The 25,341-nt window shown below is 62.3% G+C and carries 24 protein-coding genes and 1 tRNA gene; 16 read left to right on the top strand and 9 right to left on the bottom strand.

Features of this window, described 5'->3' with window-relative positions; translation table 11 throughout:
• The first annotated feature begins 50 nt into the window (after positions 1-50).
• Positions 51-560: a peptidoglycan-associated lipoprotein Pal gene (gene pal / locus MUY37_RS13755; RefSeq protein WP_499195931.1), complete on the top strand. Its 510-nt coding sequence runs from the start codon at positions 51-53 to the stop codon at positions 558-560.
• A gap of 66 nt (positions 561-626) precedes the next feature.
• Here the strand turns inward: pal and MUY37_RS13760 are convergent, their stop codons facing one another.
• Positions 627-776, bottom strand: coding sequence for a hypothetical protein (locus tag MUY37_RS13760; protein WP_499195932.1), 150 nt, complete (start codon positions 774-776; stop codon positions 627-629).
• A 155-nt stretch (positions 777-931) separates the two neighbouring features.
• Between MUY37_RS13760 and MUY37_RS13765 the strand changes: the two genes are divergently transcribed.
• Positions 932-1,465, top strand: coding sequence for a J domain-containing protein (locus tag MUY37_RS13765; protein WP_499195933.1), 534 nt, complete (start codon positions 932-934; stop codon positions 1,463-1,465).
• Here MUY37_RS13765 and MUY37_RS13770 read toward each other — a convergent pair.
• The 3 genes from MUY37_RS13770 to MUY37_RS13780 all read right to left on the bottom strand — a co-directional run bounded on the left by MUY37_RS13770 (position 1,428) and on the right by MUY37_RS13780 (position 5,383).
• A complete protein-coding gene (locus MUY37_RS13770) occupies positions 1,428-2,369 on the bottom strand; it encodes an ATP-grasp domain-containing protein (RefSeq protein ID WP_499195934.1) in 942 nt (313 codons plus the stop codon). The genes MUY37_RS13765 and MUY37_RS13770 overlap by 38 nt on opposite strands.
• Complete coding sequence (locus MUY37_RS13775) at positions 2,366-3,676, bottom strand: cystathionine gamma-synthase family protein (protein ID WP_499195935.1); 1,311 nt, start codon at positions 3,674-3,676, stop codon at positions 2,366-2,368. The genes MUY37_RS13770 and MUY37_RS13775 overlap by 4 nt, the downstream gene beginning before the upstream one ends.
• Positions 3,677-3,973: 297 nt before the next feature.
• Positions 3,974-5,383, bottom strand: coding sequence for an SLC13 family permease (locus MUY37_RS13780; protein WP_499195936.1), 1,410 nt, complete (start codon positions 5,381-5,383; stop codon positions 3,974-3,976).
• 126 nt (positions 5,384-5,509) lie between these two features.
• On the opposite strand from MUY37_RS13780, the gene MUY37_RS13785 reads away from it, so the two are divergent.
• Together MUY37_RS13785 and MUY37_RS13790 are read left to right on the top strand one after the other, a co-directional pair.
• On the top strand, positions 5,510-6,400 hold the full coding sequence (locus tag MUY37_RS13785; protein ID WP_499195937.1) for a hypothetical protein: 891 nt from the start codon (positions 5,510-5,512) through the stop codon (positions 6,398-6,400).
• A 4-nt stretch (positions 6,401-6,404) separates the two neighbouring features.
• Positions 6,405-7,442, top strand: a complete 1,038-nt coding sequence (locus tag MUY37_RS13790) for an alpha/beta hydrolase family protein (RefSeq protein WP_499195938.1) — start codon at positions 6,405-6,407, stop codon at positions 7,440-7,442.
• A 73-nt stretch (positions 7,443-7,515) separates the two neighbouring features.
• On the opposite strand, the gene infC is transcribed toward MUY37_RS13790, so the two are convergent.
• Together infC and pdeM are read right to left on the bottom strand one after the other, a co-directional pair.
• The gene (gene infC / locus MUY37_RS13795) at positions 7,516-8,034 is read right to left on the bottom strand and encodes a translation initiation factor IF-3 (RefSeq protein ID WP_499195939.1); all 519 of its coding nucleotides are present in this window, start codon (positions 8,032-8,034) and stop codon (positions 7,516-7,518) included.
• A 218-nt stretch (positions 8,035-8,252) separates the two neighbouring features.
• Complete coding sequence (pdeM, locus tag MUY37_RS13800; RefSeq protein ID WP_499195940.1) at positions 8,253-8,954, bottom strand: ligase-associated DNA damage response endonuclease PdeM; 702 nt, start codon at positions 8,952-8,954, stop codon at positions 8,253-8,255.
• Between the two features lie 45 nt (positions 8,955-8,999).
• On the opposite strand from pdeM, the gene hemF reads away from it, so the two are divergent.
• The 5 genes from hemF (at position 9,000) to MUY37_RS13825 (ending at position 15,467) form a co-directional block, all read left to right on the top strand.
• Complete coding sequence (hemF, locus tag MUY37_RS13805; protein ID WP_499195941.1) at positions 9,000-9,857, top strand: oxygen-dependent coproporphyrinogen oxidase; 858 nt, start codon at positions 9,000-9,002, stop codon at positions 9,855-9,857.
• 116 nt (positions 9,858-9,973) lie between these two features.
• The gene (locus tag MUY37_RS13810; protein WP_499196134.1) at positions 9,974-11,878 is read left to right on the top strand and encodes a M1 family metallopeptidase; all 1,905 of its coding nucleotides are present in this window, start codon (positions 9,974-9,976) and stop codon (positions 11,876-11,878) included.
• An 88-nt stretch (positions 11,879-11,966) separates the two neighbouring features.
• Positions 11,967-12,953: a hypothetical protein gene (locus tag MUY37_RS13815; RefSeq protein ID WP_499195942.1), complete on the top strand. Its 987-nt coding sequence runs from the start codon at positions 11,967-11,969 to the stop codon at positions 12,951-12,953.
• A gap of 61 nt (positions 12,954-13,014) precedes the next feature.
• Positions 13,015-15,105, top strand: coding sequence for a RelA/SpoT family protein (locus MUY37_RS13820; RefSeq protein WP_499195943.1), 2,091 nt, complete (start codon positions 13,015-13,017; stop codon positions 15,103-15,105).
• Complete coding sequence (locus MUY37_RS13825) at positions 15,102-15,467, top strand: VOC family protein (protein WP_499195944.1); 366 nt, start codon at positions 15,102-15,104, stop codon at positions 15,465-15,467. The genes MUY37_RS13820 and MUY37_RS13825 overlap by 4 nt, the downstream gene beginning before the upstream one ends.
• Here the strand turns inward: MUY37_RS13825 and MUY37_RS13830 are convergent.
• Entirely contained in the window at positions 15,464-15,778 is a 315-nt protein-coding gene (locus MUY37_RS13830; RefSeq protein WP_499195945.1) for a DUF1905 domain-containing protein, read from the bottom strand. The genes MUY37_RS13825 and MUY37_RS13830 overlap by 4 nt on opposite strands.
• Positions 15,775-16,836, bottom strand: coding sequence for a peptidylprolyl isomerase (locus MUY37_RS13835; RefSeq protein WP_499195946.1), 1,062 nt, complete (start codon positions 16,834-16,836; stop codon positions 15,775-15,777). Before MUY37_RS13835 ends, MUY37_RS13830 begins: the two co-directional genes overlap by 4 nt.
• 308 nt (positions 16,837-17,144) lie before the next feature.
• Here MUY37_RS13835 and MUY37_RS13840 point away from each other — a divergent pair.
• Together MUY37_RS13840 and MUY37_RS13845 are read left to right on the top strand one after the other, a co-directional pair.
• Positions 17,145-17,235, top strand: a tRNA-Ser gene (locus MUY37_RS13840).
• Between the two features lie 110 nt (positions 17,236-17,345).
• Entirely contained in the window at positions 17,346-18,707 is a 1,362-nt protein-coding gene (locus MUY37_RS13845; protein ID WP_499195947.1) for a tyrosine-type recombinase/integrase, read from the top strand.
• On the opposite strand, the gene MUY37_RS13850 is transcribed toward MUY37_RS13845, so the two are convergent.
• Positions 18,704-19,483, bottom strand: a complete 780-nt coding sequence (locus MUY37_RS13850) for a helix-turn-helix transcriptional regulator (protein ID WP_499195948.1) — start codon at positions 19,481-19,483, stop codon at positions 18,704-18,706. The two genes, MUY37_RS13845 and MUY37_RS13850, sit on opposite strands and share 4 nt — an antisense overlap.
• 224 nt (positions 19,484-19,707) lie before the next feature.
• Between MUY37_RS13850 and MUY37_RS13855 the strand changes: the two genes are divergently transcribed.
• Genes MUY37_RS13855 through MUY37_RS13875 form a run of 5 tightly spaced genes read left to right on the top strand, consistent with a single transcriptional unit; the run spans position 19,708 to position 25,339 of the window.
• Positions 19,708-20,334, top strand: a complete 627-nt coding sequence (locus MUY37_RS13855; RefSeq protein WP_499195949.1) for a CerR family C-terminal domain-containing protein — start codon at positions 19,708-19,710, stop codon at positions 20,332-20,334.
• Positions 20,331-21,338, top strand: coding sequence for an HlyD family secretion protein (locus MUY37_RS13860; protein ID WP_499195950.1), 1,008 nt, complete (start codon positions 20,331-20,333; stop codon positions 21,336-21,338). The genes MUY37_RS13855 and MUY37_RS13860 overlap by 4 nt, the downstream gene beginning before the upstream one ends.
• Before the next feature lies 1 nt (position 21,339).
• The gene (locus MUY37_RS13865; RefSeq protein WP_499195951.1) at positions 21,340-23,067 is read left to right on the top strand and encodes an ATP-binding cassette domain-containing protein; all 1,728 of its coding nucleotides are present in this window, start codon (positions 21,340-21,342) and stop codon (positions 23,065-23,067) included.
• Positions 23,064-24,245 carry an ABC transporter permease gene (locus MUY37_RS13870; protein WP_499195952.1) on the top strand — a complete coding sequence of 394 codons (1,182 nt, stop codon included), beginning with the start codon at positions 23,064-23,066 and terminating at the stop codon, positions 24,243-24,245. Before MUY37_RS13865 ends, MUY37_RS13870 begins: the two co-directional genes overlap by 4 nt.
• A complete protein-coding gene (locus MUY37_RS13875; RefSeq protein ID WP_499195953.1) occupies positions 24,245-25,339 on the top strand; it encodes an ABC transporter permease in 1,095 nt (364 codons plus the stop codon). Before MUY37_RS13870 ends, MUY37_RS13875 begins: the two co-directional genes overlap by 1 nt.
• Positions 25,340-25,341 lie beyond the last annotated feature (2 nt).

Here is a 25,341-nt window from a genome sequence, read left to right on the forward strand (position 1 = left end):
AATTCGGGGGGCAAACCGATCATCCAAGCTGTTTGAAAAGGGGACAGCCTATGAATACTCGTGCTGCTACAGGCCTGATGCTTGCATCGACCATCGCTCTTGCCGCCTGCCAGAAAAAGGCACCCGAGGAGCTACCGCCACCTCCGGTCGAAACGGCCACGCCAACGCCCACCGCCCCAACTGGCCCCGCAGTCGGTTCTCAGACGCATTTCGTGGAGGCCGTGGGGCAGGCGAATACGGTGGTGTATTTCGATACCGACCGCTTCAACATCGATACAGAAGACCAGACGAAGCTGCAGCGTCAGGCGCAGTATTTCAGTCAGTATCCGCAGGTCACCTTCACCATTGAAGGCCATGCCGACGAGCGCGGCACGCGCGATTACAACCTGGCCCTGGGCGAGCGACGTGCCAATGCGGCGAAAAACTATCTCGTGTCGATCGGCATCCCCGCCAACCGTATACGCACGGTAAGCTACGGCAAGGAACGTCCGGTTGCGCTGGGCTCGAACGAGGCCGCCTGGGCGCAGAACCGCCGCGCGGCTACCGTCACCATCAACTGATCGAGCGGAAAGGGCTCCCCCGAGAGACGGGGAGCCCTTTCTGGCTGCTGTTCAAACCGGCCCGGCCTATCGGATCGCAGCGAAGGCTGCGACGGGAGAGACACCCGCCATCCGATCGGTGGACACTGGCGAGAAATGGCCCAGCCCGCTGGCCATGGCAAAAGCGGCCATCGTGAAGATCGCGGCGGTGGCGGATAAGGTTAGCTGTCTGCTCACGGGGTTTCTCTCATATAGGATCGCTACGGTCCACATATGAAGGTTTCGTTGCATTGCAACATTTCAGATTGCAACTTATTGTCGCGCGCTTGCACCTTTCGTCAGGCCGCCTAGATTGACGCGCATGTTTTCCGGCCTCACAAAATCCCGCTCGCATGGTTAAGGCGCGCCGCTCGAACGATTGGGGCTTTCCCCGCTGGCGCGGTTATGGATCGTCGCGCGAGACTACGACTGTGCGGCTATGCGACCGGCACGGCTGCGAGGAACCGGGCGATTGCCCGGCACCCAAGGCGCCGAACAGTCCCGAACGGTGGATGTTCTGCCAGAAGCACGCCGCTGAATACAATCGCAAGTGGGATTATTTTGAAGGGCTCGACAAGGCTGAGAAAGAAGCCCGGACCAAAACCGAGCAAAGCCAGAATGCGGGCTATGCCGAAGCGCAGCACTATGGCTGGAGCGGTAGTGGCGACGGTTCGCGCAGCGCCGATGAAATGCGCGCGCTCGAGGTGCTCGAACTGGAGGCCGACGTCGAATTCATCGCGATCAAGAAGGCCTGGCGCGACAAGGCCAAGACCGTCCATCCCGATGTGAAACCCGGCGACAAGGAAGCCGCCGCCGAATTCCAGAAGCTCCAGCTCGCCTACGAAGTGCTCAAGGCTGCGGAAGAGCGGCGCGAGTGGAAGGGATAGGGGCCGCCACCGCGCGGTCTGCAAGGCGCGCTGCGATGGCTTGCGCCAGGCGCTGCCCCAAGCCCGGCCCCTGCTGGGGATAGAGATACGGCTCGATCGCCTCGGCTTCCATTACTGCCAGTTCGCCCGACGGAAGCCGTGCCATGTCGATCCGGCAGTATAGCAAGTCGGTGAAGGGCAATGCCGTCACGACCGCTTCGGCCCTGGCCAGGTCCTGCGCGTCGGGCGCATAGTCGCATTCATAGCCGCCATAAAGCGACTGGATACGGTATTCGCCTTCGCCAGCACGCTTGAGAACGCCATGGCTGAAAGCGCCGTCGACGAAGACGAAGGTGTATTCGCCTTCTTCGACGATGCTCGGCAGGAACGGCTGGACCATGCAGGCGCGCCCCATCGACCAGCCTTCGTCCGGCAGGTTATCGCGCGAGAAGCTGTACTGACCCAGCCCGCCGGCACCGACCTGACGCTTCACCACCACGCGATCGGCGCCGAAATGGTCCATCGCTGCCTCGATACCGGCCCGGTCGATGTCGGCGTGCCAGAGTGTCGGAACGCTTGTCGCTCCGCGCATGGCCAGTTGCTCGAGATAGCGCTTGTCGGCATTCCAACGCACTACCTCGGGTGGATTGCAAACCTGAATGCCGCGCGCCGCGAGGGCTTCGAGCTTGGCGAGAAACGCATCGGGATGATCCTGGTAGTCCCACGCCGTGCCGAGCAGGATCAGTGCGATTCCCTCGAAATCCTCCAGCGGCGCGCGCCAGTCGATTTCGTGCAGGTCCAGTCCCGCAGTCTCGAAAGCCGGGCGTAGCGCCGCGACCTCCAGATCGTGCTCGAAGGCATCTCCCCGGCGCGGTCCATCGCCGGGGAGCGTATCGGCACAAGCGAGGAAACCGATACGGATCATACCGCCTCCAGTGCCTGCTCGAAGTCGGCGATGAGATCGTCCGGGTCCTCGATTCCGATGCTGATCCGCACCAAATTGTCCGAAATGCCGAGTTCAGCGCGGCGTCCTTCTGGCACTGACAGGTGAGTCATCGATGCCGGGTGGCTCGCAAGCGTTTCGGTCCCCCCGAGACTGACCGCCAGCTTGGCGATCTTGAGGCTGTCGAGGAACCGGAAGCATTCCGCCTCGCCGCCCTTCAAGAGCAGCGAGAAGGTGCTGCCCGCGCCCTTGCAATGGCGGTCGTAGATATCCTGCTGCCGCACGTCTTTTATCATACCGAGGTAACCCAGCCCCTCGACCTTCGGGTGCTGTGCCAGAAATTGGCAGACCTTGGCGGCGTTTTCGCCCGCGCGGCTCATGCGCAGTTCCACCGTCTCGAGGCTGCGCAGGAGCATCCAGGCGGTGTTCGGATCACAAATCCCGCCCATCGTGTTGCGCAGCATGCGCACGGAGTCCATCCACTTCTTGGCTCCAGCGATGCTGCCGGCGACGAGATCCGAATGGCCGCCGACATATTTGGTCAGCGAATAGCATACGATATCGGCGCCTTGGTCGAGCGGACGCTGCCAGAGAGGGCCGAGGAAAGTGTTGTCGATGGCGATCGGGCAATCCCAGTCCAGCGCTTCGTCGCGCGCTGCCTTGACCGCTTCGACATCGACCAGCGCATTGGTTGGATTACCCGGGCTCTCGAGATAGATCATGCAGACCTTGCCGCCGTTCCGGCTGGCCAGATCCTTGGCCCTGGCGAGAACGGCGTCGATTGCCTCGCGCGTGGCACCCGCGGGAAAGTCGACATACTCGATGCCCCAGCGCGACATCCATTTGGCGACGAACCCTTCGCTCGCGGCGTAAAGCGGGCCGGAATGGACGATGACATCGCCCTTCGACGCATAGGCCAGCATCAGCACGCAGATCGCGGTCATGCCGCTGGAGAAGCTCAGCGCATCCTCGGCGCCATCCCACACCGCTAGGCGATCTTCGAGGATTTCCTGGTTCGGCGCATTGAAGCGCGAATAGACGAGGCCGTCGGCGCCGCCCGGCCGCTTGCCGGTAATGCCTTCGAAATGACGCTTGCCATCGGCAGCGCTGGGAAAGGCGAAGGTGGACGTGAGGAAGATCGGCGGCTTGAGGCTGCCTTCGGACAGAACCGGGTCGTAACCATAACCCATCATCAGTGTGCTGGGCTTCAGTTCGCGCCCATCGATCTTGGTCACTTCGGGCTTGGGGGCCATGCGCGGCGAGGTCGGGTCGATGTCGTGGTCGCTCATCGGGCGAGCATCCTTCCTGTATCACGCCCCCAGGAAGGCGGGAGCCGGTTGGGCTGGTCAGGGCGCCCGTTCCTAACCTCCGCAGGAACGCCTCTCCACCGACAGCGCTTTCGGCTGCGATCCATATGTCGGAGCGAGATTGGTTTCAACTGCGACGAAGCCGGCGGCATGGACTGCGGTTAAGGACCAAGATGCGTAGGCTGAAACAAGCCATGGGAACGCGTGCAAAGCGGGTGTACGCATGGCGCGGTATCGCGTCGATCCGACACGGACTGGGGCGGGGAGCAAAAGCCCCTGTTAGACCAGCGCGTTCATCCCCCACACCACGCCCACGATCATGAAGATCCCGACAATGTCCAGCAACAAACCGGCCTTCACCATTCGTCCGATCCGGATGTGCCCTGTCGACCAGGCGATGGCGTTAGGTCCGGTCCCGGCGGGCAACATGAAGCCCCAACTGGCGGCAAGCGCGGCGGGCATGGCAAGCAAGATCGGATCGACTCCCAAGGCCACCACCAATGCGGCCACGACCGGGATAATTCCGCTGGCCGTCGCGACGTTGCTGGCGAACTCGGTAATCAGCACGACCATCGCCACAACCGCAATGGCGACCAGCACCAGCGGCCACGCCTCGAGCGGCAGCAGCGCATTACCCAGCCAATCGGCCAGCCCGCTCGCACTCATGCCTGCCGCCAGCGCCAGCCCGCCGCCGAACATCATTATGACGCCCCAGGGGGCGCGGTCGGCCTCGTCCCAGATCAGGAGCGGGCGTCCCGTGCCGTCGGGGAGCAGGAACAAAACCAGGCTGGCGATGATGGCAATGGTGCCGTCGGTCCACGAGCCTTCGGGCAGATAGGGCGCAACGATCAGCCGCGTCATCCAGGCGAGAAAGGTCAGGCCGACGGTTACCATCAGGCGGCGTTCCGCCGATCCCATCGGTGCTTCGTTCACGACAGCCGCCCGCGCCGCCGCAACGTCGAAAGGGTGCTCTGCCACACGTTGCACGCGCGCCACCAGGAAGGCGGCCAGCGGCACGCCGAGCACCACGATGGGGAGGCCGTAAAGTGTCCATTCGGCAAAGCTGATCTGCGTTCCGATCATCGTGTCGAGCAGGCCCACCGCGATAGCGTTTGTGGGTGATCCGACCAGCGTGCCGAGCCCGCCCACGCTCGCGGCAAAGGCGATGCCCATCGGCAGCGCGCCCGCAAGGCCTTCGCGCTCGTCTGTGGCGACCCCGCCCCCGGCCAGCACCGCAAGCGCCATCGGCATCATGATGAGCGCGGTTGAAGTGTTCGAAATAAGCATGGAAAGGATCGCGGCGGCGATCATGAAGGCCAGCAGCAGTCCCGCCTGTCCGCCGCGTCCGCCAATCGCATTGAGGATCGCGAGCGCGAGGCGCTTGTGCAAACCGGTGCGTTCGATGGCCAGAGCGATGAAGGCCCCGCCCAGCAGCAGAAACAGAATGGGCGAGTAATAGGCGCTGGCCGTGTCGCGCGCATTCATCACCCCGGCGAAGGGCAGCACGATGAAGGGCATCAGCGCGGTTGCCGTCAGCGGCAGCGCCTCGGTCATCCACCAGCTCGCCATCAGCACGACGAGGCCGGCGACGATAAAGGCCTCGCGGCTCATACCGGCGGGTGTAGGCAGGAAGATGCTCGCCAGCAACGCCAGCACGCCCACCAGAAATCCTATGCGTTTGGTCGTCATGTCGCCGCGATCCCCCTCATGCCCGCTGCTAACAGTCTCCTTTCACGAGGACAATCTTGGCGCTTGCCGGAATCCTGAAGCCCGTTAAGGTGGGTGTATTACTTTGATCACACAGGAGAGGAATCCGTGATCCGATCGATTTCCATGCTTGCGGCCGTCTCGCTAGCCGCGCTGGCCGCCCCCGCTTTCGCGCAGCCGCACCAAAGGCACGCCATGACTGAGGAGGCGCAGGTAAAAACCTACACCGCGCAGCAGTTCTTCGAATCGACCAGCTACAGAGTCGGTTCGCCCAGCGGTTTCAACTTCTCGCCCGATGGGGAGTTCGTGCTGGTGACTTCGGATGCGACCGGGGTATTCAACGCCTACAAGATGCCGGTGGCAGGTGGCGAACCCGTGCCGCTGACCCAATCCAGTACCAATGCCACCTTCGGCGCGAGCTTTTTCCCCGACGATCCGCGGGTGCTCTTCACCGCCGACGAAGGGGGGAACGAACTCAACCACCTTTTCGTGATGGACATGGCCGGCACGGTCACCGATCTGACGCCAGGTGAGGAATTGAAGGCAGCTTTCGCCGGATGGAACGCCGATGGAAAGACCTTCTACGTCACCACTAACGAACGCGATTCCGCGGCTTTCGATCTCTATGCCTACGACGCTGCAACCTACGAGCGCAGCCGTGTCTTCACCAATGAAGGTGGCTTTTCGATTAGCGATGTGTCGCCCGACGGGCGCTGGGTAGCCTTGTCGAAAGCCCTATCGAGCGCGAACAGCGATCTCTACGTGGCGGACCTGTCTGCAGCCGGGGCTGAGCCGAAGCTGATCACCCCACACGAAGGCAATGTGAGCTATGGTGCCTACACCTTCACCCGCGACAATGCCGCCCTGATCTACGCGACCAACGAGCATGGCGAATTCAGTCAGGCGTGGCGCTACGACCTCGCGAGCGGCAAGAAATCGCCCGTGGTCGAGGCGGACTGGGATGTCGCCTTCCTGCAATATTCGCCCACTGGCCGCTAATCGGGTGAGTGCGATCAACGAAGATGCGCTGACGGCCATTACGATCCTCGATCAGAGCAGTGGCGCAGCGGTCACGCTCGATGGCCTTCCCGAGGGAAGCCTCGGATCTATCCGCTTCGACCCGGCTGAAACACGGATCGCCTTTACACTGACGTCGGATACGTCACCGACCGACATTTATGTCGCGGACCTGGCGAGCGGCGCTTCGACCCGGCTGACCAAGGCGCTCAACCCCGCGATTGACGAAGATGACCTCGTCACTGCCACGGTGGCCCGTTTTCCCAGTTACGACGGGCTGGAAATCCCTGGCATACTCTACCGGCCCAAGGGCGCCAGTGCGGCCAGTCCGGCCCCGGCAGTCGTGCTTGTCCACGGTGGCCCGGGCGGTCAGAGCACGCGCGGCTACAGCGCGATGATCCAGCATCTGGTGAACAATGGCTACGCTGTCTACGCGATCAACAACCGCGGTTCCTCGGGCTATGGCAAGACCTTCTTCCATATGGACGACAAGCGGCACGGCGATGTCGACCTGAAGGATGTGATTGCCTCCAAGGGATTCCTGCAGGGTCTCGACTGGGTCGCAGACGATCGCATTGCAGTGATGGGCGGAAGCTACGGTGGCTACATGACGGCTGCTGCGCTAGCTTTTCATCCGGAGGTGTTCGATGCGGGCATCAACATTTTCGGCGTTACCAACTGGGTGCGGACGCTGAAATCCATCCCGCCCTGGTGGGGCAGTTTCCGCGATGCGCTCTATGACGAGATGGGGGATCCGGCGATTGACGAGGAACGTCACCGCGCGATTTCGCCGTTGTTCCATGCGGGCAATATCACCAAGCCGATGCTGGTCGTGCAGGGCGCAAACGACCCGCGCGTGCTTCAGGTCGAAAGCGACGAACTGGTCGCTGCGGTCAGGGCCAACGGGGTGCCGGTCGAATATGTGTTGTTCCCCGACGAGGGCCACGGCTTCCGCCGCCGTGAAAACCGTATCACCGCATCGGAAGCCTACCTGAAATTCCTCGACGACCATATCGGGCGCTGATCGCAGCACCACCAAAGGAAAAGGGCGGGCCACACAGACCCGCCCTTTTTCGTTGTCGCCGCGAGGCGCCGCCTTACTTGGGCGCGATCACCATGATCATCTGGCGGCCTTCGAGACGCGGGAAGGCTTCGACCTTGGCGATTTCCTCCACATCGTCGCGGACGCGGTTGAGCAGATCCATGCCAAGCTGCTGGTGGGCCATTTCGCGGCCGCGGAAACGCAGCGTGCACTTTACCTTGTCGCCGTTTTCGATGAACTTGACGACATTGCGCATCTTCACATCGTAGTCGTGATCGTCGATATTGGGACGCATCTTGATCTCTTTGATTTCCTGCGTCTTCTGCGTCTTGCGTGCGAGGTTCGCCTTCTTCTGCGCCTCGTAGCGATATTTGCCGACATCGAGGAACTTGCACACCGGCGGGTCCGCATTGGGGGACACTTCGACGAGGTTCAAACCAAGCTCGTTGGCCTGCTCGGTCGCTTCGCGGGTGAACATAACGCCGAGGTTCTCGCCTTCGTGATCGATCACGCGGACCTTCGGCACATTGATCATGTTATCGTAGCGTGGGCCGCTTTTTACGGGCATCTGCATGCTACGGCGGGGTGGACGGGCTATGGGGTAATCTCCTCGATTCTGCCTGTTTCGAGGGGGGTATGTAGGGAGAAACGCCGGAATTCGGAAGGGGGAAGAAAGGTTTTTGTCGCAGACGTCCATCTCCTTGCGTGCGATAGCCGTCCCTCATCCGCATCGGCCGCAGCGCGGTGGCGGGATGGCTCCATTGGAAACCGAGACGGACCAGCGCGAAAAAGCTAAGCCGCCTGCCACAAATTGAACCGGGCCAGCTTGCCCTTTGCAGGAACCACCGCGTCGATTCGGTCCGCCGGTTGGAGGGCTTTCAGGATTGCTGGATCGGCTGCATTCATCCCGCCCGTGTAAGCGCCGAAGGCGGGCAGGATCATGCGGCCCGTGGGCGCGCCGCCGGCGGCGTCATTTGCGCTCACCACCGCGCAGGGGCGGCGGATCATACGCTGGTGAACCTTCAGTTGCAGCCGCGGGTGGTAGTGGCCGGAAAGTTCGGGCCGGGTTTCGCCCTTCTGCGCGCGGTGTCGCAGGATGGCGCCTCCGATCTCGAGTTCCTCGGCCAGAGTGCCGCCGTAGCGTGCTTCCATTTCCGGATCGTGATTACCGGTGATCCAGACCCAGTCGACCGCTTTGGTGAGCGCATCGAGCATGCCCGCGGCGTGTGGTTCGAGGCGCGTCGATCCGTCCGAATCGTGGAAATTGTCGCCCAGCGTGATGACGCGGCGCGCGCCGGTTTCACGTACGGCCAGCGCCACGCGTTCCAGCGTCTCGCGGCTGTCATAGGGCGGGATCATCTGACCATGACGAGCGAAGAAGCTGCCCTTTTCGAGGTGCAGGTCGGCGACCAGCAGCGCGCGCTCGCGCGGCCAGTAGAGCGCGCGGCCCTCTGTTAGGAGCCATTCCTCGCCTGCGAACGAAAGGGGAACCATGCGTGGCTATTGCCGCCTGCGCGCCGCAATGGCAAGGGCTTCGACATGACCGACTGGATCCAGCAGACCGACACCGCCCGAACCTGGTTCGAAACCCTGCGCGATCGCATCTGCACGGAATTCGAGAGCATCGAGCGCGAGGCAGGATCGGATGCGCGCTTCCAGTACGATAGCTGGAACCGGCGAGAGGAAGGCAATCCCGATCCGGGTGGTGGAACGCGGGGTCTCATGAAGGGGCAGGTGTTCGAAAAGGTCGGGGTCAATGTCTCGACCGTGCGCGGCAATTTCGCGCCCGAATTCGCCGGAACCATCAACGGCGCGAGCGCGGAAAACCCGGGTTTCACCGCGACCGGCATCAGCCTGGTGGCGCATATGGCCAATCCGCATGTGCCCGCCGTACACATGAACACGCGTTTCCTGACGACGGGTAAGGCCTGGTTCGGGGGCGGGGCGGACCTCAATCCGCCGATCCCCTACGCCGAGGATACAGAGGATTTCCACGCCCGCTTCCGCGCCGCCTGCGCCGCGCACAATCCGACCTATTACGAGCGTTTCAAGAAGTGGGCGGACGATTACTTCTACATCCCCCATCGGGGCGTCCATCGCGGCGTAGGCGGGATCTTCTACGACCACCTCGAATGCGAGGACGCTGCCGCCTTCGAACGCAATCTCGCCTTTACCAAGGATGTTGGCGAAGCCTTCCTCGACATTTTCCCCAAGCTGGTCCGCCGCCGGATGGAGAGCGAGTTCACGAGCGAAGACAAGCAGACCCAGCTCGAATGGCGCGGGCGCTATGCGGAATTCAATCTCGTCTATGATCGCGGCACGCTGTTCGGCCTCAAGACCGGCGGCAATATCGATGCGATTCTGATGAGCCTGCCGCCCGAGGCAGTGTGGAGCTGACCGCACGGGCTCGCGTTCGGGCTGGCGCGCGGTCACTGGATCGGCAATAGCGCCCCGGCGTAGACAGAACATCAGGCCGGGTCGCGAATCCGGCACCATGCAACGGAGACATGCCCATGCGCCGCCTTGCCGCCCCGCTCGCCCTGCTGCTTGCCAGCACCGCCTGCACCACGATGGAGGCCGCTCCGCCGACGACTTCCGCCCCGCAGCCGGAACGCATGATCTCGCCGATCCTGACCTCGGCCGAGGCGGTCGACAGCCTGACCCATGCGCAGCCGCAAATTGCGCGGGTAACGCATGTCGCGCTCGATCTGGAACTGGATTTCGCCGCCCGGCGGGTGGGCGGTGTGGCGCAGCTCGACGTGCTGGCCGCTCCGGGCGCGGAGGAGATCGTGCTCGACAGCAACGGCCTTGAGATCGCGCGCATTACCGACGCTGCAGGCCGCGAACTGGCTTATGAGATCGGCGAACTGGTCGAAAAGGGCGGCAAGGGCGCTCCGCTGACCATCCAGCTTGACGGCGCAACCACCCTGCGCATCGAATATCGCGCTCCTGCCGACGCCAGCGCGCTGCAATGGCTCAGCCCGGAACAGACCGCAGGCAAGGTTCATCCCTTTCTGTTCAGTCAGGGCCAGGCAATCCTCAACCGCACCTGGATTCCGACGCAGGACAGCCCCGGCATCCGCCAGACCTGGGAAGCGCGGATCACCGCGCCCAAGCCGCTCGACGTGGTGATGAGCGGCGTTCGCCAGGGCGAGCCCGAGGATCTCGGCAACGGGCGCCGGGCCTTCACATTCGTGATGGACAAGCCGGTGCCGCCCTATCTCATCGCGATCGCGGCGGGCGACATCGATTTCCGGGCGATTGGTCCGCGCACCGGCGTATGGGCGGAGCCGTCGGTGATCGCTCGCGCGCATGCCGAGGTGGCCGATACCGAGGAGATGGTCGTCGCAGCCGAGAAGCTCTACGGCGAATATCGCTGGGGCCGCTACGACATGATCGTGCTGCCACCGGCCTTTCCCTATGGGGGTATGGAAAATCCGGTGATGACCTTCCTTACCCCGACCTTCATTGCGGGCGATCGGTCGAACAACGGTCTCGTCGCGCACGAACTGGCACATAGCTGGTCGGGCAACCTCGTCACCAATGCGGTGTGGGGCGATAGCTGGCTCAACGAAGGTGTGACCACCTATTTCGAGAACCGCATTGTCGAAGCGGTCTATGGCAAGAAGCGCGCCGAGCAGGAAGCTGCTCTGATGTATGCCAATATCCTCGCTACACTGGCCGAAGTGGGCGGGGATGCGCCGGGTACGGCGCTGAGCACCGATGGCGGCTATGAACTGGGCAGCGCGATCGCCTATGATAAGGGCGCTTTCTTCCTGCGCACGGTCGAACGCACGGTCGGGCGCGATCGGTTCGACACTTGGCTGCGCCAGTGGTTCGACAGCCACGCCTTCCAGCCCGCCACGAGCGAGATGTTCTACGAGGATATGATGACCAACCTCGTACGCAGCGAGGCGGAGGCCGATATGCTCATGCTGCGCCAGTGGATTTTCGAGCCGGGCCTGCCGGCGAACGTCGCCAAGCCCGATCAGGCGGCCTTCGCCGAGGTGGACCGCGCCGTCACAGCGTATACGTCTGCCGGAACCATCCCCGCCGCCTATTCCGGCTGGACCGCTGCCGAACAGATGCGCTTTCTCGACAACCTCCCGAAAGAGCTTACCGCAGACCAACTGGCAGCACTCGATTCAACGCTTGGCCTCTCGGACACCGGCAATAACGAGATACGTTTCCTGTGGTTGGAGATGGCGCTGGAGAACCGCTACGATCCCGCCGTGCCGCAGGTCGATGCCTTTCTGTCCGAAGTGGGCCGCGCGAAATTCGTCCGCCCGCTGTTCCAGGTCCTGTGGAACGAAGGTGAGTGGGGGCGCCCGATTGCGACGCGCATCTACGCGAAAACCCGCGACAGCTATCACGCGGTGACGCGGGCCGGAGTGGACCGGGTGATGGATGACGAATGATTGCAGGCAGCGCATGATTGCGTGCACTGGATGCGATTGAAACGAAGTCGGCTTGACGCTAGGGCTTGGGGCGACAGGGAGATTTGCCATGACATCTCGCCTCGCCGCCAGAACCGCGCCGATACTACTACTGCTGCTAGCCCCGCTGCTGGCAATCCTGGCGGCCCGGCTGGCAACCCATAGCGACATGGCCGCCCGCTATCCGCGTGCGGCTGCGATCCTGTTCCTCTGGATAGCCGCCGATGCGCTGGCACTGGCGTTGATTGCGAAGGCGCCTCGCAATAGGCCAGGTTTGCGCGCCTTGCTGGGCGCGGTTGCAGCAGGGTGCATCGTGGCCACTCTGGCTGCGGCGGCGCCGGTACGGGCGGCCTTGCTCGACATGCAGGGCGTGGTCATCGCGATGGGGCTGACCGTTACGGCCTATCTCGGCTGGAGCCTTACATTGGCCGCGCGGGCATTTCTGGCCACCCGTTCGGTAGAAGCTGCAGCCAGTGAAGTCCTTCCCGCAAAGCTCGTGCAGTTCGCTGCGCATGAAAGCGCGATGATGCGGATGGCGCTGTTCAGTTGGGGTGCAAGGCCGCATGTGCCCGATGGCGCGCGGGGCTTTGCCTATCATCGCGTGATCAATCCGATGATCGGCGTTTTCCTTGTGCTGCAAGTCATCGAAATTGTCGTAGTCGATCTGCTGGTCAGCCACTGGAGCGAGCGGGCGGCGTGGGTGCTGCTGGCGCTGGGTATCTGGGGCTTCCTGTTCCTTGTCGCGCTGATGAAGGCATTCCGGCTCTATCCGGTGCTGTTGCGGGAAGACGGTGTGCAGGTGCGTGCGGGGACGGTGATCGATATTTTCGTCCCCTTCGACGCGATCGCGGAAGTAGAGCCGACGATTTCCCACGCCGAAACGCAGCAGAAGACCGTGTTGAACGCGGCCATCCTTTCACATCCCAATGTCGTGCTGCGGTTGTCGCGCCCGCTCGAACACCGTCCCTTGTTCGGGAAATCGCGGCAGGTTCATCGGGTGGCCTTCCGCCTGGACGAGTCGGCGCCCTTCCTAGAAGTCCTGTCGCAACGGATTTGATCGCGCGGCTCAGCATTTTTCGTTGCATTGCAGCAGGGTTTGCCCACATCGTGAGCACAGGATGCTGCGCCAGTACGAACTCGTAGAGCGGGTCAAGGAATACGACCCCGACGCCGACGAGGCGATGCTCAACCGTGCCTATGTTTATACCGTGCAGAAGCACGGCACGCAGACGCGGGCGAGCGGGGACCCCTATTTCTCGCATCCGGTCGAGGTCGCGGGCCTTATGACCGATCTGAAGCTCGATCAGGAAACCATCGCCACCGCGCTGCTCCATGACACGGTCGAGGATACGCTGGCGACGATCGAGGACATCGAGGCCAATTTCGGCACCGATGTCGCACGGCTGGTCGACGGCGTTACCAAGCTCTCCAAGATCGAGCAGATGCCCGAGAACGAGCGCGCGGCGGAAAACCTGCGCAAGTTCCTGCTCGCCATGAGCGAGGATATCCGTGTGCTGCTGGTCAAGCTGGGCGACCGGCTGCACAATATGCGCACGCTGCACTTCATCAAAAAGCCGGAGAAGCGCCAGCGCATCGCACGCGAGACGATGGATATCTACGCCCCGCTGGCGGAGCGGATCGGCATGTACGAATATATGCGCGAAATGCAGATGCTCGCTTTCGAGCAAATCGAGCCCGAAGCGTTCAAGACCATCACCCAGCGGCTCGACCAGATCCGCAACGAGGATGGCGGGCAAGTCGATGCCATCGCGCTCGACATGAAGCATGCGCTGGCCGAAGCCGGGATTACCACAGAGGTTTCCGGCCGCGAGAAGCATCCCTATTCGATCTGGCGCAAGATGGCCGAACGGCATGTCAGCTTCGAGCAGGTCACCGACATCATGGCCTTTCGCATCATCTGCGAGGACGTATCCGATTGCTACCGGGCGTTGGGAGTGCTCCACACGACGTGGCAGTTCCTGCCAGGCAAGTTCAAGGACTACATCTCTACCCCGAAGAATAACGGCTATCGCTCGCTCCACACTTCGCTGATCTACGGCAAGTCGATGCGGGTCGAGGTGCAGATCCGCACGCGCGAGATGCACCGGCTGAACGAATTCGGACTGGCGGCGCATTGGGCCTATAAGCAACACGACCGTCCCGACGGCGAGGTCGGCTGGCTGCGCGACCTGATCGAGATCGTCGATGCCAGCCACGATCCCGACGAGCTGCTCGAACACACGCGGATGGCGATCTATCAAGATCGCATCTTCGCCTTCACGCCCAAAGGCGCGCTGTTCCAGTTGCCCAAGGGGGCCACCCCGGTCGATTTCGCCTTTGCCGTCCATACCGATCTGGGCGCGCAGACCGTTGGCGCCAAAATCAACGGACGGCACATGCCGCTGCGCACGCAGCTCAACAATGGCGACGTGGTGGAGATCATCAAAAGCGATCAGGCCGATCCGCAGATGAGCTGGCTGGGCTTCGTCGTCACCGGCAAGGCGCGTGCCTCGATCCGCCGTGCGGTACGGCTCAAGGAACGCGCCGAGGTGGCCGAGATCGGCAAGAAACTGTTCGATGAAATCGCTCTGCGCGTGCCCGCCAAGATCGGCAAGAAAGCCTTGCGCGAGGCTCTCAAACGGCTCGATATGGAAGAAGACGAAGACCTCTTCTACGCCATCGGTGCGGCCAAGATCGAAGACCGCACGGTCATGGAGGCGCTGGTGCCGGGCTGCACGGCGGAGCTCGAAAACGAACCGGACTGGGCGAAGAGCGGCAAGGCGTTGTCGATTCGGGGGTTGACGCCCGGCGTGGGTTTCCAGCTCGCCGAATGCTGCCACCCGGTTCCCGGCGATCGGATCGTGGGTTTGCGCAAGCCTGGCGAGGGGGTCGAGGTACACACGATCGACTGTAGTCGCCTGGCCAGCGGGATCGACAGCGACTGGCTCGATCTATCGTGGGGCAAACGTTCGCGCGGGGCGGTCGGGCGGCTGCGCGTGACACTTTACGACCGGCCGGGGACGCTGGCTGAAATGGCGGGCATCTTCGCGCAGAACCACGTCAATGTGACGAGCCTGGAGCAAACCCAGCTCGACCATCCTTTTACCACTTACGAGATCGATCTCGAGGTGCAGGACGTGCCGCACCTTACACGTATTCTGAGCGCATTGCGGGCCAGCGATTCGGTGGCCCAGGCGGAGCGCGTATGAGCACGATCACCGGCATAGATCACGTCCAGCTCGCCATGCCGCATGGCGGCGAATCGCATGCCCGGCGCTTCTGGATCGATCTGATGGGGTTGGAAGAGGTGGCGAAGCCCGCGAATCTTGCGGTGAATGGCGGCTGCTGGTTCGAAGGTGGGGGTGTCGCGATCCATTGCGGTGTGGAAGAGGGCTTTCTTCCCGCACGCCGTGCGCATCCCGCCTTGCTGGTCAGCGATCTCGCTGCTTTGGTGGAGCGGCTGGGCAAGGCGGGAATCCGCTTCAAGCCGGGCAAGGAGCTGGATGGCTATATCCGGGGCGATATCGCCGATCCCTTCGGCAATCGTATCGAATTGATGCAAAGGGTTTAGAGCAGTTTGAGTGTCAGAGTGGCTTCGTCGCCCGCCATGAGATCTTCTGCCTTCAACACTTTCTTGCCGACCAGAAGCCACCAATCCCCCGTTTTGGAAGGAAAGACCGAAGTCTTCCAGCGCGTTTCGCCGACCGTCGCCATGACCTTGACCGATCCGAAGCCGCGCCTGCCGCCCAGTTCCAACCGGCGGATGCGTTCGTGCATGGCAATCGCCTCGGCCGCCGCACCATCGATAGTCAGCAGATGGTAGGTCGCCTTTTCGCCCTGCCAGCGGGTCACTGGCCCGCGAAAGGCGAGCGTCTCGTTCAATCGGCGACTCGCCGCACGGGCACCGGGATGTTGCAGATATCGGCACCGCCAGCCGGTACGTTGAAGAAGGGATCGCGGCGATTGGCCCGCGCATCGGCATAGCGCGCGAAGGTCTCGCCCCCGGTGGAGAGGTATTCGAAGGCGGGTCGCTCGGCTTCGGGCAGGTCGCTGGCAACGCGCACAGAAAGGATTGGGATGCGCTTGCTCTCGTCTTCGTAGAAACCGAGCTGTCCTTTGCCGCGCGGCAGCGAAGAAAGGTGCTCTATCCCTTCCACGATGCGCCCGACCAGCGCGATATTGCGGTCGAGATGGCGCGGCGCATGGCCGATGACAGTATAGAGTTCCGCCCCCGTGCCTGCATCGGGCGCCAGGTTCCGGCCCACCCCGACCATGCCGTAGCAGTGCACGGGCCAGGCAATGTCCCGGTGTTGGGGTTGGGACTCGGCTGCCATGCCGACCGGCCACCCCCCGATATAGGCGGTTTCGAGTGCGTAGCTGTCGCCCTTCTGCCGTGACAATGCCTCCCGAATCTGCGCTTCGTCAGGGATGATTCCTTGTTCCACCAGCCCCTTGATCCAATTTGTCCGCAAGACTGCGCTGAGCGGGTAGTAGGATGGGTCCCCGCCCGGATCGCGCGGGTACTCGAAGACGTAATCTTTCTCATGCGTCTCCACCAGCCCTTCCGGCAGCGGTTTCGCCGCCCCATCGGCTTCCGGATTGTCGTAATTCGGATCGCCCCACTGCACGACGTAATTGTCTTGAACGCGGTTGACGGTGATGCCGTCGTACCACTGCGCGCGTGCGAGCGTGCGAATGTTGTCGACCCAGCTCTGGCTGAAGGGCTCCGGCATAAGCTGGATGACGACCGTGCGTCCGGAGCCGTTTGCCGCGGGCGCCAATGTCATCACGACGAGGTCTTCCGCCGGGATATCGAGCCACTCTTCCACCGGAGCCTCGGCCACGACCTGGTTGGGCGAGGGCGCCGCGGGTGCATCCTGCGCCAGCGCGGGAGAAGTGAGCGCAAACAGCGCGGCGAGCGAAATCAGCGGCTTTGTCATGGGGCAAGACGTGCCATTGCGCGCAGTAAAACAAAAGCCCCCTCTCGCGCATTGTAGGGGCGGGAGGGGGCTTCGAGGCGGTGTTCGCAGGGTATGCCTGATCCGCGCAGCACTGCCACTGGGGACGGTTGTACACCGAATCCGCATTTTGAGAACCTTTGCGTTCCGCTTCGGCTTGCGAAACCCACCGGTCGCCGCTAGACGCGCGCGTTCTTGGTTGGCCTACCGCGTTGTGCGCTGCTCGAGGCCGGGCTCGCTGAAGTGGGTGCCGCGCTCGAGTAACGAAGTGGTAGCGCAACCGAGAACGCGGAGCAGTGGCCGAGTGGTCGAAGGCGCACGCCTGGAAAGTGTGTATACGGTAACCCCGTATCGAGGGTTCGAATCCCTCCTGCTCCGCCACCGGCCCTTTCGAGGCTCTCCAATCACCTCCAAAATCGTGCGGAAAGCTTTACAATTCTGCTGTTTGCGACTCCTATGCGGTTCAGCCCATCTCACCCCTAGCCAGACGCATGTCGGGGTATTTTGGGGGTAACGAACTGATCGACATGGGGTATCGGATGCTGACGGACAAGGCGGTGCGCGCGGCTGCTTCGAGAAAAAAGGCATACAAGCTTGCCGACAGCCGCGGATTGCATCTTCACGTGTCTGCGAGCGGTCACAAGAGCTGGCGCTACAAATACCGCTTCGAAAACAAGGAGCGCTTACTGACGCTAGGTGCATACCCCGAGGTGTCGTTGGCCGATGCTCGCGAGAAGCGCGACGAGGCGAAGAAGATTCTAAGAAATGGTAGAGACCCGAGGCACAGCGCAAAGCGCAGTCGGTTGATTGGCAGGAATGATGCGGCGAAGTCGTTCGAGGGGATGGCCCGCGAATGGCATGCTTTGCAGGTCGCACGCTGGAAGCCGGTGCACGCAAACGATGTCATCACCAGCCTCGAACGTGATGTCTTCCCGCATCTGGGCGAGATGCCGCTGGCCGAAATCGATAAGCCGCTGCTGCTTTCGGTTCTGCATAAGGTCGAGAAACGCGGTGCGATCGAAACAGCGCGGCGTATCAAGCAGCGCGTGGCGGCCATCTATCGCTACGCCAATGCCGGAGGCGCTGGCCTTGAGAACCCGGCCCTGGATATCAACGACGCGCTGACACCGTTGCCGCCTGCGAAGCGCTATCCTGCCCTTACCAACATCGATGCGATCCGTACGATGATCGGCGACATCGATCGTGCCGGTGCCTCACCAGTCAACCGCTTCGCTGCGCGCCTGCTGGCGCTCACCGCACAGCGTCCGGGCATGGTCCGGTTCATGGAATGGGATGACATCACCGGGATCGACTGGGGCGATCCGAACGCGGATACGAGCGCGGCACTGTGGAAGGTGCCGGCTGAGAAGATCAAACAAGAACTGCACCTGCGCACCGACGAAGCGTTCGATCATCCGGTGCCGCTGTCCCTGCAGGCGGTCGACACGCTTCGCGCCGTGCGCTGGCTGACGGGGCGATCGCCCCTTGTATTCCCAGGCGCCCGTTCCGGTCTCAAGCCGATCAGCGAGAACGCGATCGGCTATCTCTACAACCGCGAAGGCTACAAGGGCCGCCACGTTCCCCATGGCTGGCGGTCGAGTTTCTCAACCATCATGAACGAGCAAGCAGAGCGAGAACTGGGTACGGACCTACGGCTGCTCGCCGATCGGATGATCATCGATCTAATGCTTGCGCATACGCCAAAGGGAATGAGCGCGAGCGAGTTGCGCTACAATCGCGCTGCCTACATGCCGCGGCGCCGCGAACTTGCGCAGCGCTGGGCGGATATGATCATGGAAAATGCGATCCCGGCCCATGACATCATCGACAGCCCGCGCCGCAAGCCGCGCTAGCGCCCGCCGCGCTTTGCCGACTGCTCCTCGATCCAGGCGAGCACTTCGTCCTTGCGCCAGCGCGAGCTCGACCCGAGCTTGAGGCGCTCGGGGAACCCGCCTTTCTTTTCGTCTTCGTAGATCGACGACTGGCTGCGCCCGATCAGTTCGCTCACCTCGTCAATCGACAGTAACATCGGGCCGACACCGGGCGGATCGGACGAGGCCGCTATGTGCAAATCGCCGCTTCCCGCCTTGACTGTCGGACCCAAGTTCACTCTTCGTGCTGCGACCACACGCGCGGCACGCAGCTGCGGATCGACAATCTCCTCGACCTGCCGAGCGGTCAGCGGGCCTAGCGGCTTTAGCGCAGCCAACCATTCGTCGAACTGTGCATCGTCAACAAAAATGCGATGGGTCAACGGTGCTCCGGAGTCAATCCATCGTTCGACGTTGAACGCCCCAGTTGCGAAGCGGGGAAGCGGATCGTCCAGCTCCCATAGACCAGCGTCGATACCGACGACCTCGCCTCCGCCTAGGGGACGCGCGAATGTTGCAAGCCGACCGTTCGCGAACATCCGGACGAGGTGTTCGGCATTGAGGCGCACCAGATCGCGCGCGGCGTCGTTCTCACCCTCATCGTTCGGTGCGGCAAAGATGTCGGGAAGTTCGTAAGACGGAAATCCAGCGCGGGACTGGACCACATCCGCAAAAGCGGCGGTCAGCGTTTTGCGACCCTTAGATACAAGCGACGGACGGCCTTCATATGGCGACCAGGGCGGGATGGTAGTGCTCACGATCGCAGGCTAGCAGCACCGTTGGGTTCAGCAAGGGTTCGGCAGCTTTGCGCTCTAATATCAGACTTTCGGGGTCATTGTTCGACCGCCCGAAAGCGGAATTTCAGCGAATTACCTCAGGGTGCAAACGGTTGCCCAGTTATCCAAAGCTCAGCCTCCGGGGCGCTCCGTCTGAAATATCCGGGCCACTTGCATTGTTCGTTCGACCGAACTATCGATGAGTAATGATTCGAAAACACCTGCTTGAAACGGCTATTCATCAATTTGGCGAGCGTGGGTTTGACGGAGCGTCGACCCGCTCAATCGCCGCGACGGCCGATACCGCAATGTCTTCGATCACCTATCACTTCGGCGGGAAGGAAGGATTGTACCTCGCGTGCGCCGATTATATAGTTGAGGAGGTTCGTGACCGTATCACACCTCTGCTAAGTACTGTTGAGGTAGAAGATAGCGACCGTTCAGGCGCGACGGAGGCGGTCTGCTTCCTGCTGCGAGGCTTCGCAGGCATAATGATGTCCGAAGAAACAGCGCCCTGGGCGCGCTTCGTGTCCAACGAGCTACAACAGCCCACCGAAGCTTTCGAGCGCATCGCTACAGGGGCGATCGATCTGATAATGGCAAAGGTCGTCGAACTGGTCGGAATTGCCCGCCCCGACCTCGATGAAATCCACCGCCGTAGCGTCGCGATCACGATCTGGGGGCAGGCCATCTTCCTGCGTCTCGGGCGGGCCTCGATTGAACGGCTGCTTGAGGCTAACACCATGAACGCGGCGGCCGCCGAACTCATGATCGATCGAGTCGTTGCAAATGCCCGCTGCATCCTCACCCAGAGCCCAGAGTGTCGCCAGTGACCCGAAAGTCTATCATCGGCCTCCTCGCGCTCGGCGCCGCAGTTGTCGCTTTGGTCGTGACGTCTGGATTCGGCCTTTGGATGAGCGAGAACGAAGGACAGCTCACGCTCTACGGCAACGTCGACATCCGGGAAGTCGATCTTGCATTCGAGAACAGCGGCAGGATCGAAGAAATCAAGGTGGACGAAGGTGACGAGGTCGAGAGTGGCGCGATCCTCGCATCGCTCGATCCCGCCCGAAGCGAGGACCGGATGCGGCAGGCAGAAGCCGACGTTGCCCAAGCCCGCGCGGCGCTCGCCAGAGCGCGCAATGGCAATCGCCCGCAGGACATCGCACAAGCGCAAGCTCGCGTCGATGCCGCGCGGGTCACGCTTACAAAGGCCGAGAGCGACGTTGACCGCCGCCGCCCACTTGTCGGCGAGGGCGCGATCAGCCGTGAGCTTTGGGACCGAACGCTCGCAGAGGCCCGGCGCGCTCAGGCGCAGCTGCGTGAAGCCGAGCAAGTCTTGTCGCTCTTGCGGGCCGGAACCCGCAGCGAAGATATTGCCGCGGTACAGGCTCGCCTGGACGCCGCGCTAGCGCAGCGATCAAGCGTTCAAACCGATCTTGCCGACACACGGCTTAGAGCACCGATAGCGGGGATTGTGGTTACTCGCGCCGTAGAACCGGGAACGCTCGTGCAGCCAGGAACGCCCGCCTTCACCATCGCAATCGATCGACCGGTGCGCATCCGCGCCTACGTCAGCGAGCCTGATTTGACGCGCATCGAGCCGGGTATGGGCGTGAGCATCAAGGTCGATGGAAGAGCCGAGCCCTACCATGGCCGGATCGGTTACATCTCTCCGCAGGCCGAGTTCACACCTAAGTCGGTGGAGACCGAGGAGTTGCGAACCGACCTTGTATACCGCGTCCGGATCGTGGTGGACGAAGCCGATGGCGGTTTGCGGCAGGGCCAGCCAGTAACTGTCACTATCCCGCAGGCGCGCCCCGCGAGGGACGAGTGAGATGGGTGAGACTGTCGCCAGTGCTCGCGACCTGGTCATGCGTTTCGATGGTGCGGAAGACGACGCGCTCAAGGGCGTCGCCCTCACCGTCGAGACGGGTCAAATTACCGGACTTGTCGGCCCCGACGGGGCCGGGAAGACGACGCTTATCCGGATACTCGCCAATCTCCTGTCCCCCACCGAGGGAAGCGTCGAGGTGCTCGGAGGCGAGCCGGGCACCAACCGTTTCGATCTGGGGTACATGCCCCAACGCTTCGGCCTGTACGAAGATCTGTCCGTTATCGAGAACCTGACGCTCTATGCCCGGATGCGCGGGCTTCCGAAAAGCGAGTGGGACGCAGTATTTGCGCGCCTGCTCGACTTCACTGACCTAGCCCGTTTCAAGTCACGGCTTGGAGGCAAGCTGTCGGGCGGGATGAAACAGAAGCTCGGTCTCGCCTGTGCCCTCGTGCGAACCCCCAGGCTCCTGCTGCTCGACGAACCGAGTGTGGGCGTGGACCCTGTATCGCGGCGCGAACTTTGGGGGATGATCGAGCAACTTGTCGACGAAGGTATCGGCGTGCTGTGGTCGACCGCCTATCTCGACGAGGCCGAGCAATGCGAGGTCGTTTACCTGCTCAACCATGGCGAATTGCTCTTTTCCGGCAATCCATCGGAGCTGACCGACGAGGTTACCGGACGTGTGGCGGTTGTCACCGGATTCGAGGGACGGCGGCGAAGGCTGCTCACCCGGATGCTCGACCGTGACGACGTGATCGACGGGACGCTTCAGGGACGTTCGATCCGCCTGTTGTTCGATCGCCCTGCGCCCAGCGAGCCGATCGTGCTGGACCTTGACGCCGACTCCCAGATGCAGTCGGTCCCACCGCGCTTCGAGGACGGGTTCATCAACCGGCTCGGAGGCGGGCCTGACGGAACGAGTGAACTCGCCCGAAGGTATCGCACGATCCTTGGTGGTGACGGTTGCGCCATCGAGGCTAAGGGCCTGACCAAGCGCTTCGGTGATTTCACGGCGGCGGACAACATGGATTTTGTCATACCGTTCGGCAAGATTTACGGACTGCTCGGCCCCAACGGGGCAGGGAAATCCACCACTTTCAAGATGCTATGCGGTCTATTGACTCCCACCGAAGGTTCGGGGGCAGTGGCGGGACATGACCTGCGCACTGCAGGGCCGGAGGCGCGCCGCTCACTCGGGTACATGGCGCAGAAGTTCTCGTTATATGGCGACCTCAGCGTCCGCCAGAATCTGAATTTCTTCGCTGGCGCCTACGGGCTCTCGCGCGGCGAGGCGCGCGATGCGATCGATAGCGCCATCGAGGTCTTCGGACTTGGTGACAGTCTGAGCCGAAGTGCGGGCGAGATGCCGCTGGGTTACAAGCAACGCCTGTCGCTAGCCTGCGCAGTGATGCACCAGCCACCGGTGCTCTTTCTCGACGAGCCGACCTCGGGTGTCGATCCGGTCGCCCGCCGCGAATTCTGGACGCATATCAATGGCCTCGTGGAAAAGGGCGTCACAGTCCTGGTGACGACGCATTTCATGGAAGAGGCCGAGTATTGTGATGACATATCGCTGATCTACCGCTCGCAACTGATCGCTCAGGGAACTCCCGATGAATTGAAACGCCGCGCCCAGGAGTTGTCGCCCGGCCTGCAGGCCCCGACGATGGAGGATGCCTTTATCGCCCTGGTCGAAGACAGGGATGCTGCGGTGGAGAAAGCCGCATGAAAGCGCAGGCCGAAGCATCCGTGCCGCCACCGAAAACGAACCGGGCAGGAGATCGCGAGAAGTTCGACGTCCGTCGTCTTTCCGCGATGTCGCGCAAGGAAATTCTTCAGGTCTCGCGCGATCCATCGACGTACATCATAGCTCTCGTGCTGCCGCTTATCCTTCTGCTGTTGTTCGGTTACGGGTTGAATTTGGATATGGGCACCACGCGGATCGGCCTTGTCGTTCAGGACGATAGCGAGGCGGCCCAGTCGCTGGCAGCCTCCTATCACAACAGCGATTGGTTCGAAGTCGAGCAGGCCCGCAGCGTGGACGAGATCGAGGTCGATCTCGTCAGCGGAAACATCTTCGCGATGGTGGTCATTCCGCAGGGCTTCGGTGAAGGCGTACCGCGCGGCGAAGCGCCGCCGATCCAGATCGTTACCGACGGATCGCAGCCCAACAACGCAACTTTCGCCGCCGGCTACGCAGAAGGACTACGCGCCAATTGGGCGGCGGGCCGCGGACTGGAGGCGGGGCAAGCGGAGCGCGGCGGTATTCGCACCGAAGAAAGATACTGGTTTAACCCCGAACTCAAGAGCCGCTATTCGCTCGTTATCGGCTCGATCGCCATCGTGATGGTGATAATCGGGACGCTGCAGACATCGCTCGTCATTGCCCGCGAGTGGGAGCGCGGCACGATGGAAGCAATGATGGCAACGCCGATGCGTATGAGCGAATTTCTGGTCAGCAAGGTCGTGCCCTACTTCATCCTGTCGCTGGTCTCGATCGCGCTGTGCACGGTTCTGGCAGTGACAGTATTTGGCGTTCCGTTCCGCGGATCGGTTATGGCACTGTTTGTCATCTCCTGCGCATTCCTCCTGCCCGCCCTCGGCCTGGGCCTGCTCATCAGCGCGGTCACCAAGAACCAGTTCGTAGCAAGTCAGGCGGGACTTCTCAGCGGATTCCTGCCGACTCTCCTCCTGTCGGGTTTTCTTTACGAGATCTCGTCTATGCCGTGGCCGATCCAGGCCATCACCTACATCATCCCGGCTCGCTACCTGGTTCCATCCTTGCAGACTGTATTCATGGCGGGGGACGTGTGGGCGCTGTTCCTGCCGAACATAGCTGCGCTAGTCGGCTTCGGCGCCCTGCTTCTGTTTCTCACTTTTCGCGTCAATCGCCGGAGCCTCGCCTGATGCAGCGCTTGAAGGCAATCATCGTCAAGGAGGCCTGGGCGCTCCTGCGTGATCCGCGAGGGCGCATAACCCTGTTCGTCCCGCCACTCATCCAGCTCCTGCTGTTCTCCTTCGCGGCCACGCTCGAAGTCAAGAACACGGATGTCGGCTACCTCGATCTATCGAGCGGGGTCGAGAGCGTAGAGATCCTCAGCCGCCTGGAGGCGAGCGGCAATTTCGACGAAGTTCGCAGGCTCGGTTCCTACGACGAGCTCCAGGATGCGATTGACCAGCAGCAGATCATCGCCGCGCTTGTCTTCGACCAGCAGTTCGACCGGTCGGTCCTTTCCTCGAAACCGGCGGCAATCGGGGTGGTTCTCGATGGCAGGCGCATCAACGCCGCGCAGATTGTGTCACGCTACATCTCCGAGATCGCCTCGTCGGTCGGTATGGAGGCCGGACCGGCGCGGACCACCGGTCCGCCCAGCATCACGCGCAGCTGGTTCAATCCCAACCTCGACTTCATCTGGTTCAACATTCCGGCACTCGCCTGCATCATCGTGTCGGTCTCCGCGCTGTCGGTTACTGCGCAAAGCGTCGCACGCGAGCGCGAACTGGGCACGTTCGACCAATTGATGGTCTCGCCGCTCCGCGTCCACGAGATCCTGATCGGCAAGATCATCCCCCCATTCCTTGTCGCCGTCCTCGCCGGACTGGTCTTTGTGGTGGCAGCCCCGATCTACGGTGTGCCGTTCACTGGATCGATACTCCTGTTTGTTCTGGGCCTCTCGTTCTACGCCCTCGCGCTGGGCGGGTTCGGCATGTTCGTCTCCAGCCTGTCCAAGACCCAGCAGCAGGCCTTCCTCGGCTCCTTCGTCATTACTGTACCGATCGTGCTGCTATCGGGATTTGCCGCCCCGATCGCCAATATGCCGGATTGGCTGCAGCCGATAACTTACCTCATTCCCGCCCGGTATTTTCTCGAAATGTCGCTCGGGATTTTCCTGAAGGACATGCCGCTATTCGATGTGCTCGGACTGCTCTGGCCGCTCGTCCTGCTTTCGATCGCGACTCTGGGCACCTCCGCCTGGCTGTTCCGCGCCCGCATGGAGTGATC

The organism is Qipengyuania sp. ABI-127-1 (assembly GCA_022953095.1).
In the GTDB taxonomy this organism is placed as follows: domain Bacteria; phylum Pseudomonadota; class Alphaproteobacteria; order Sphingomonadales; family Sphingomonadaceae; genus Qipengyuania.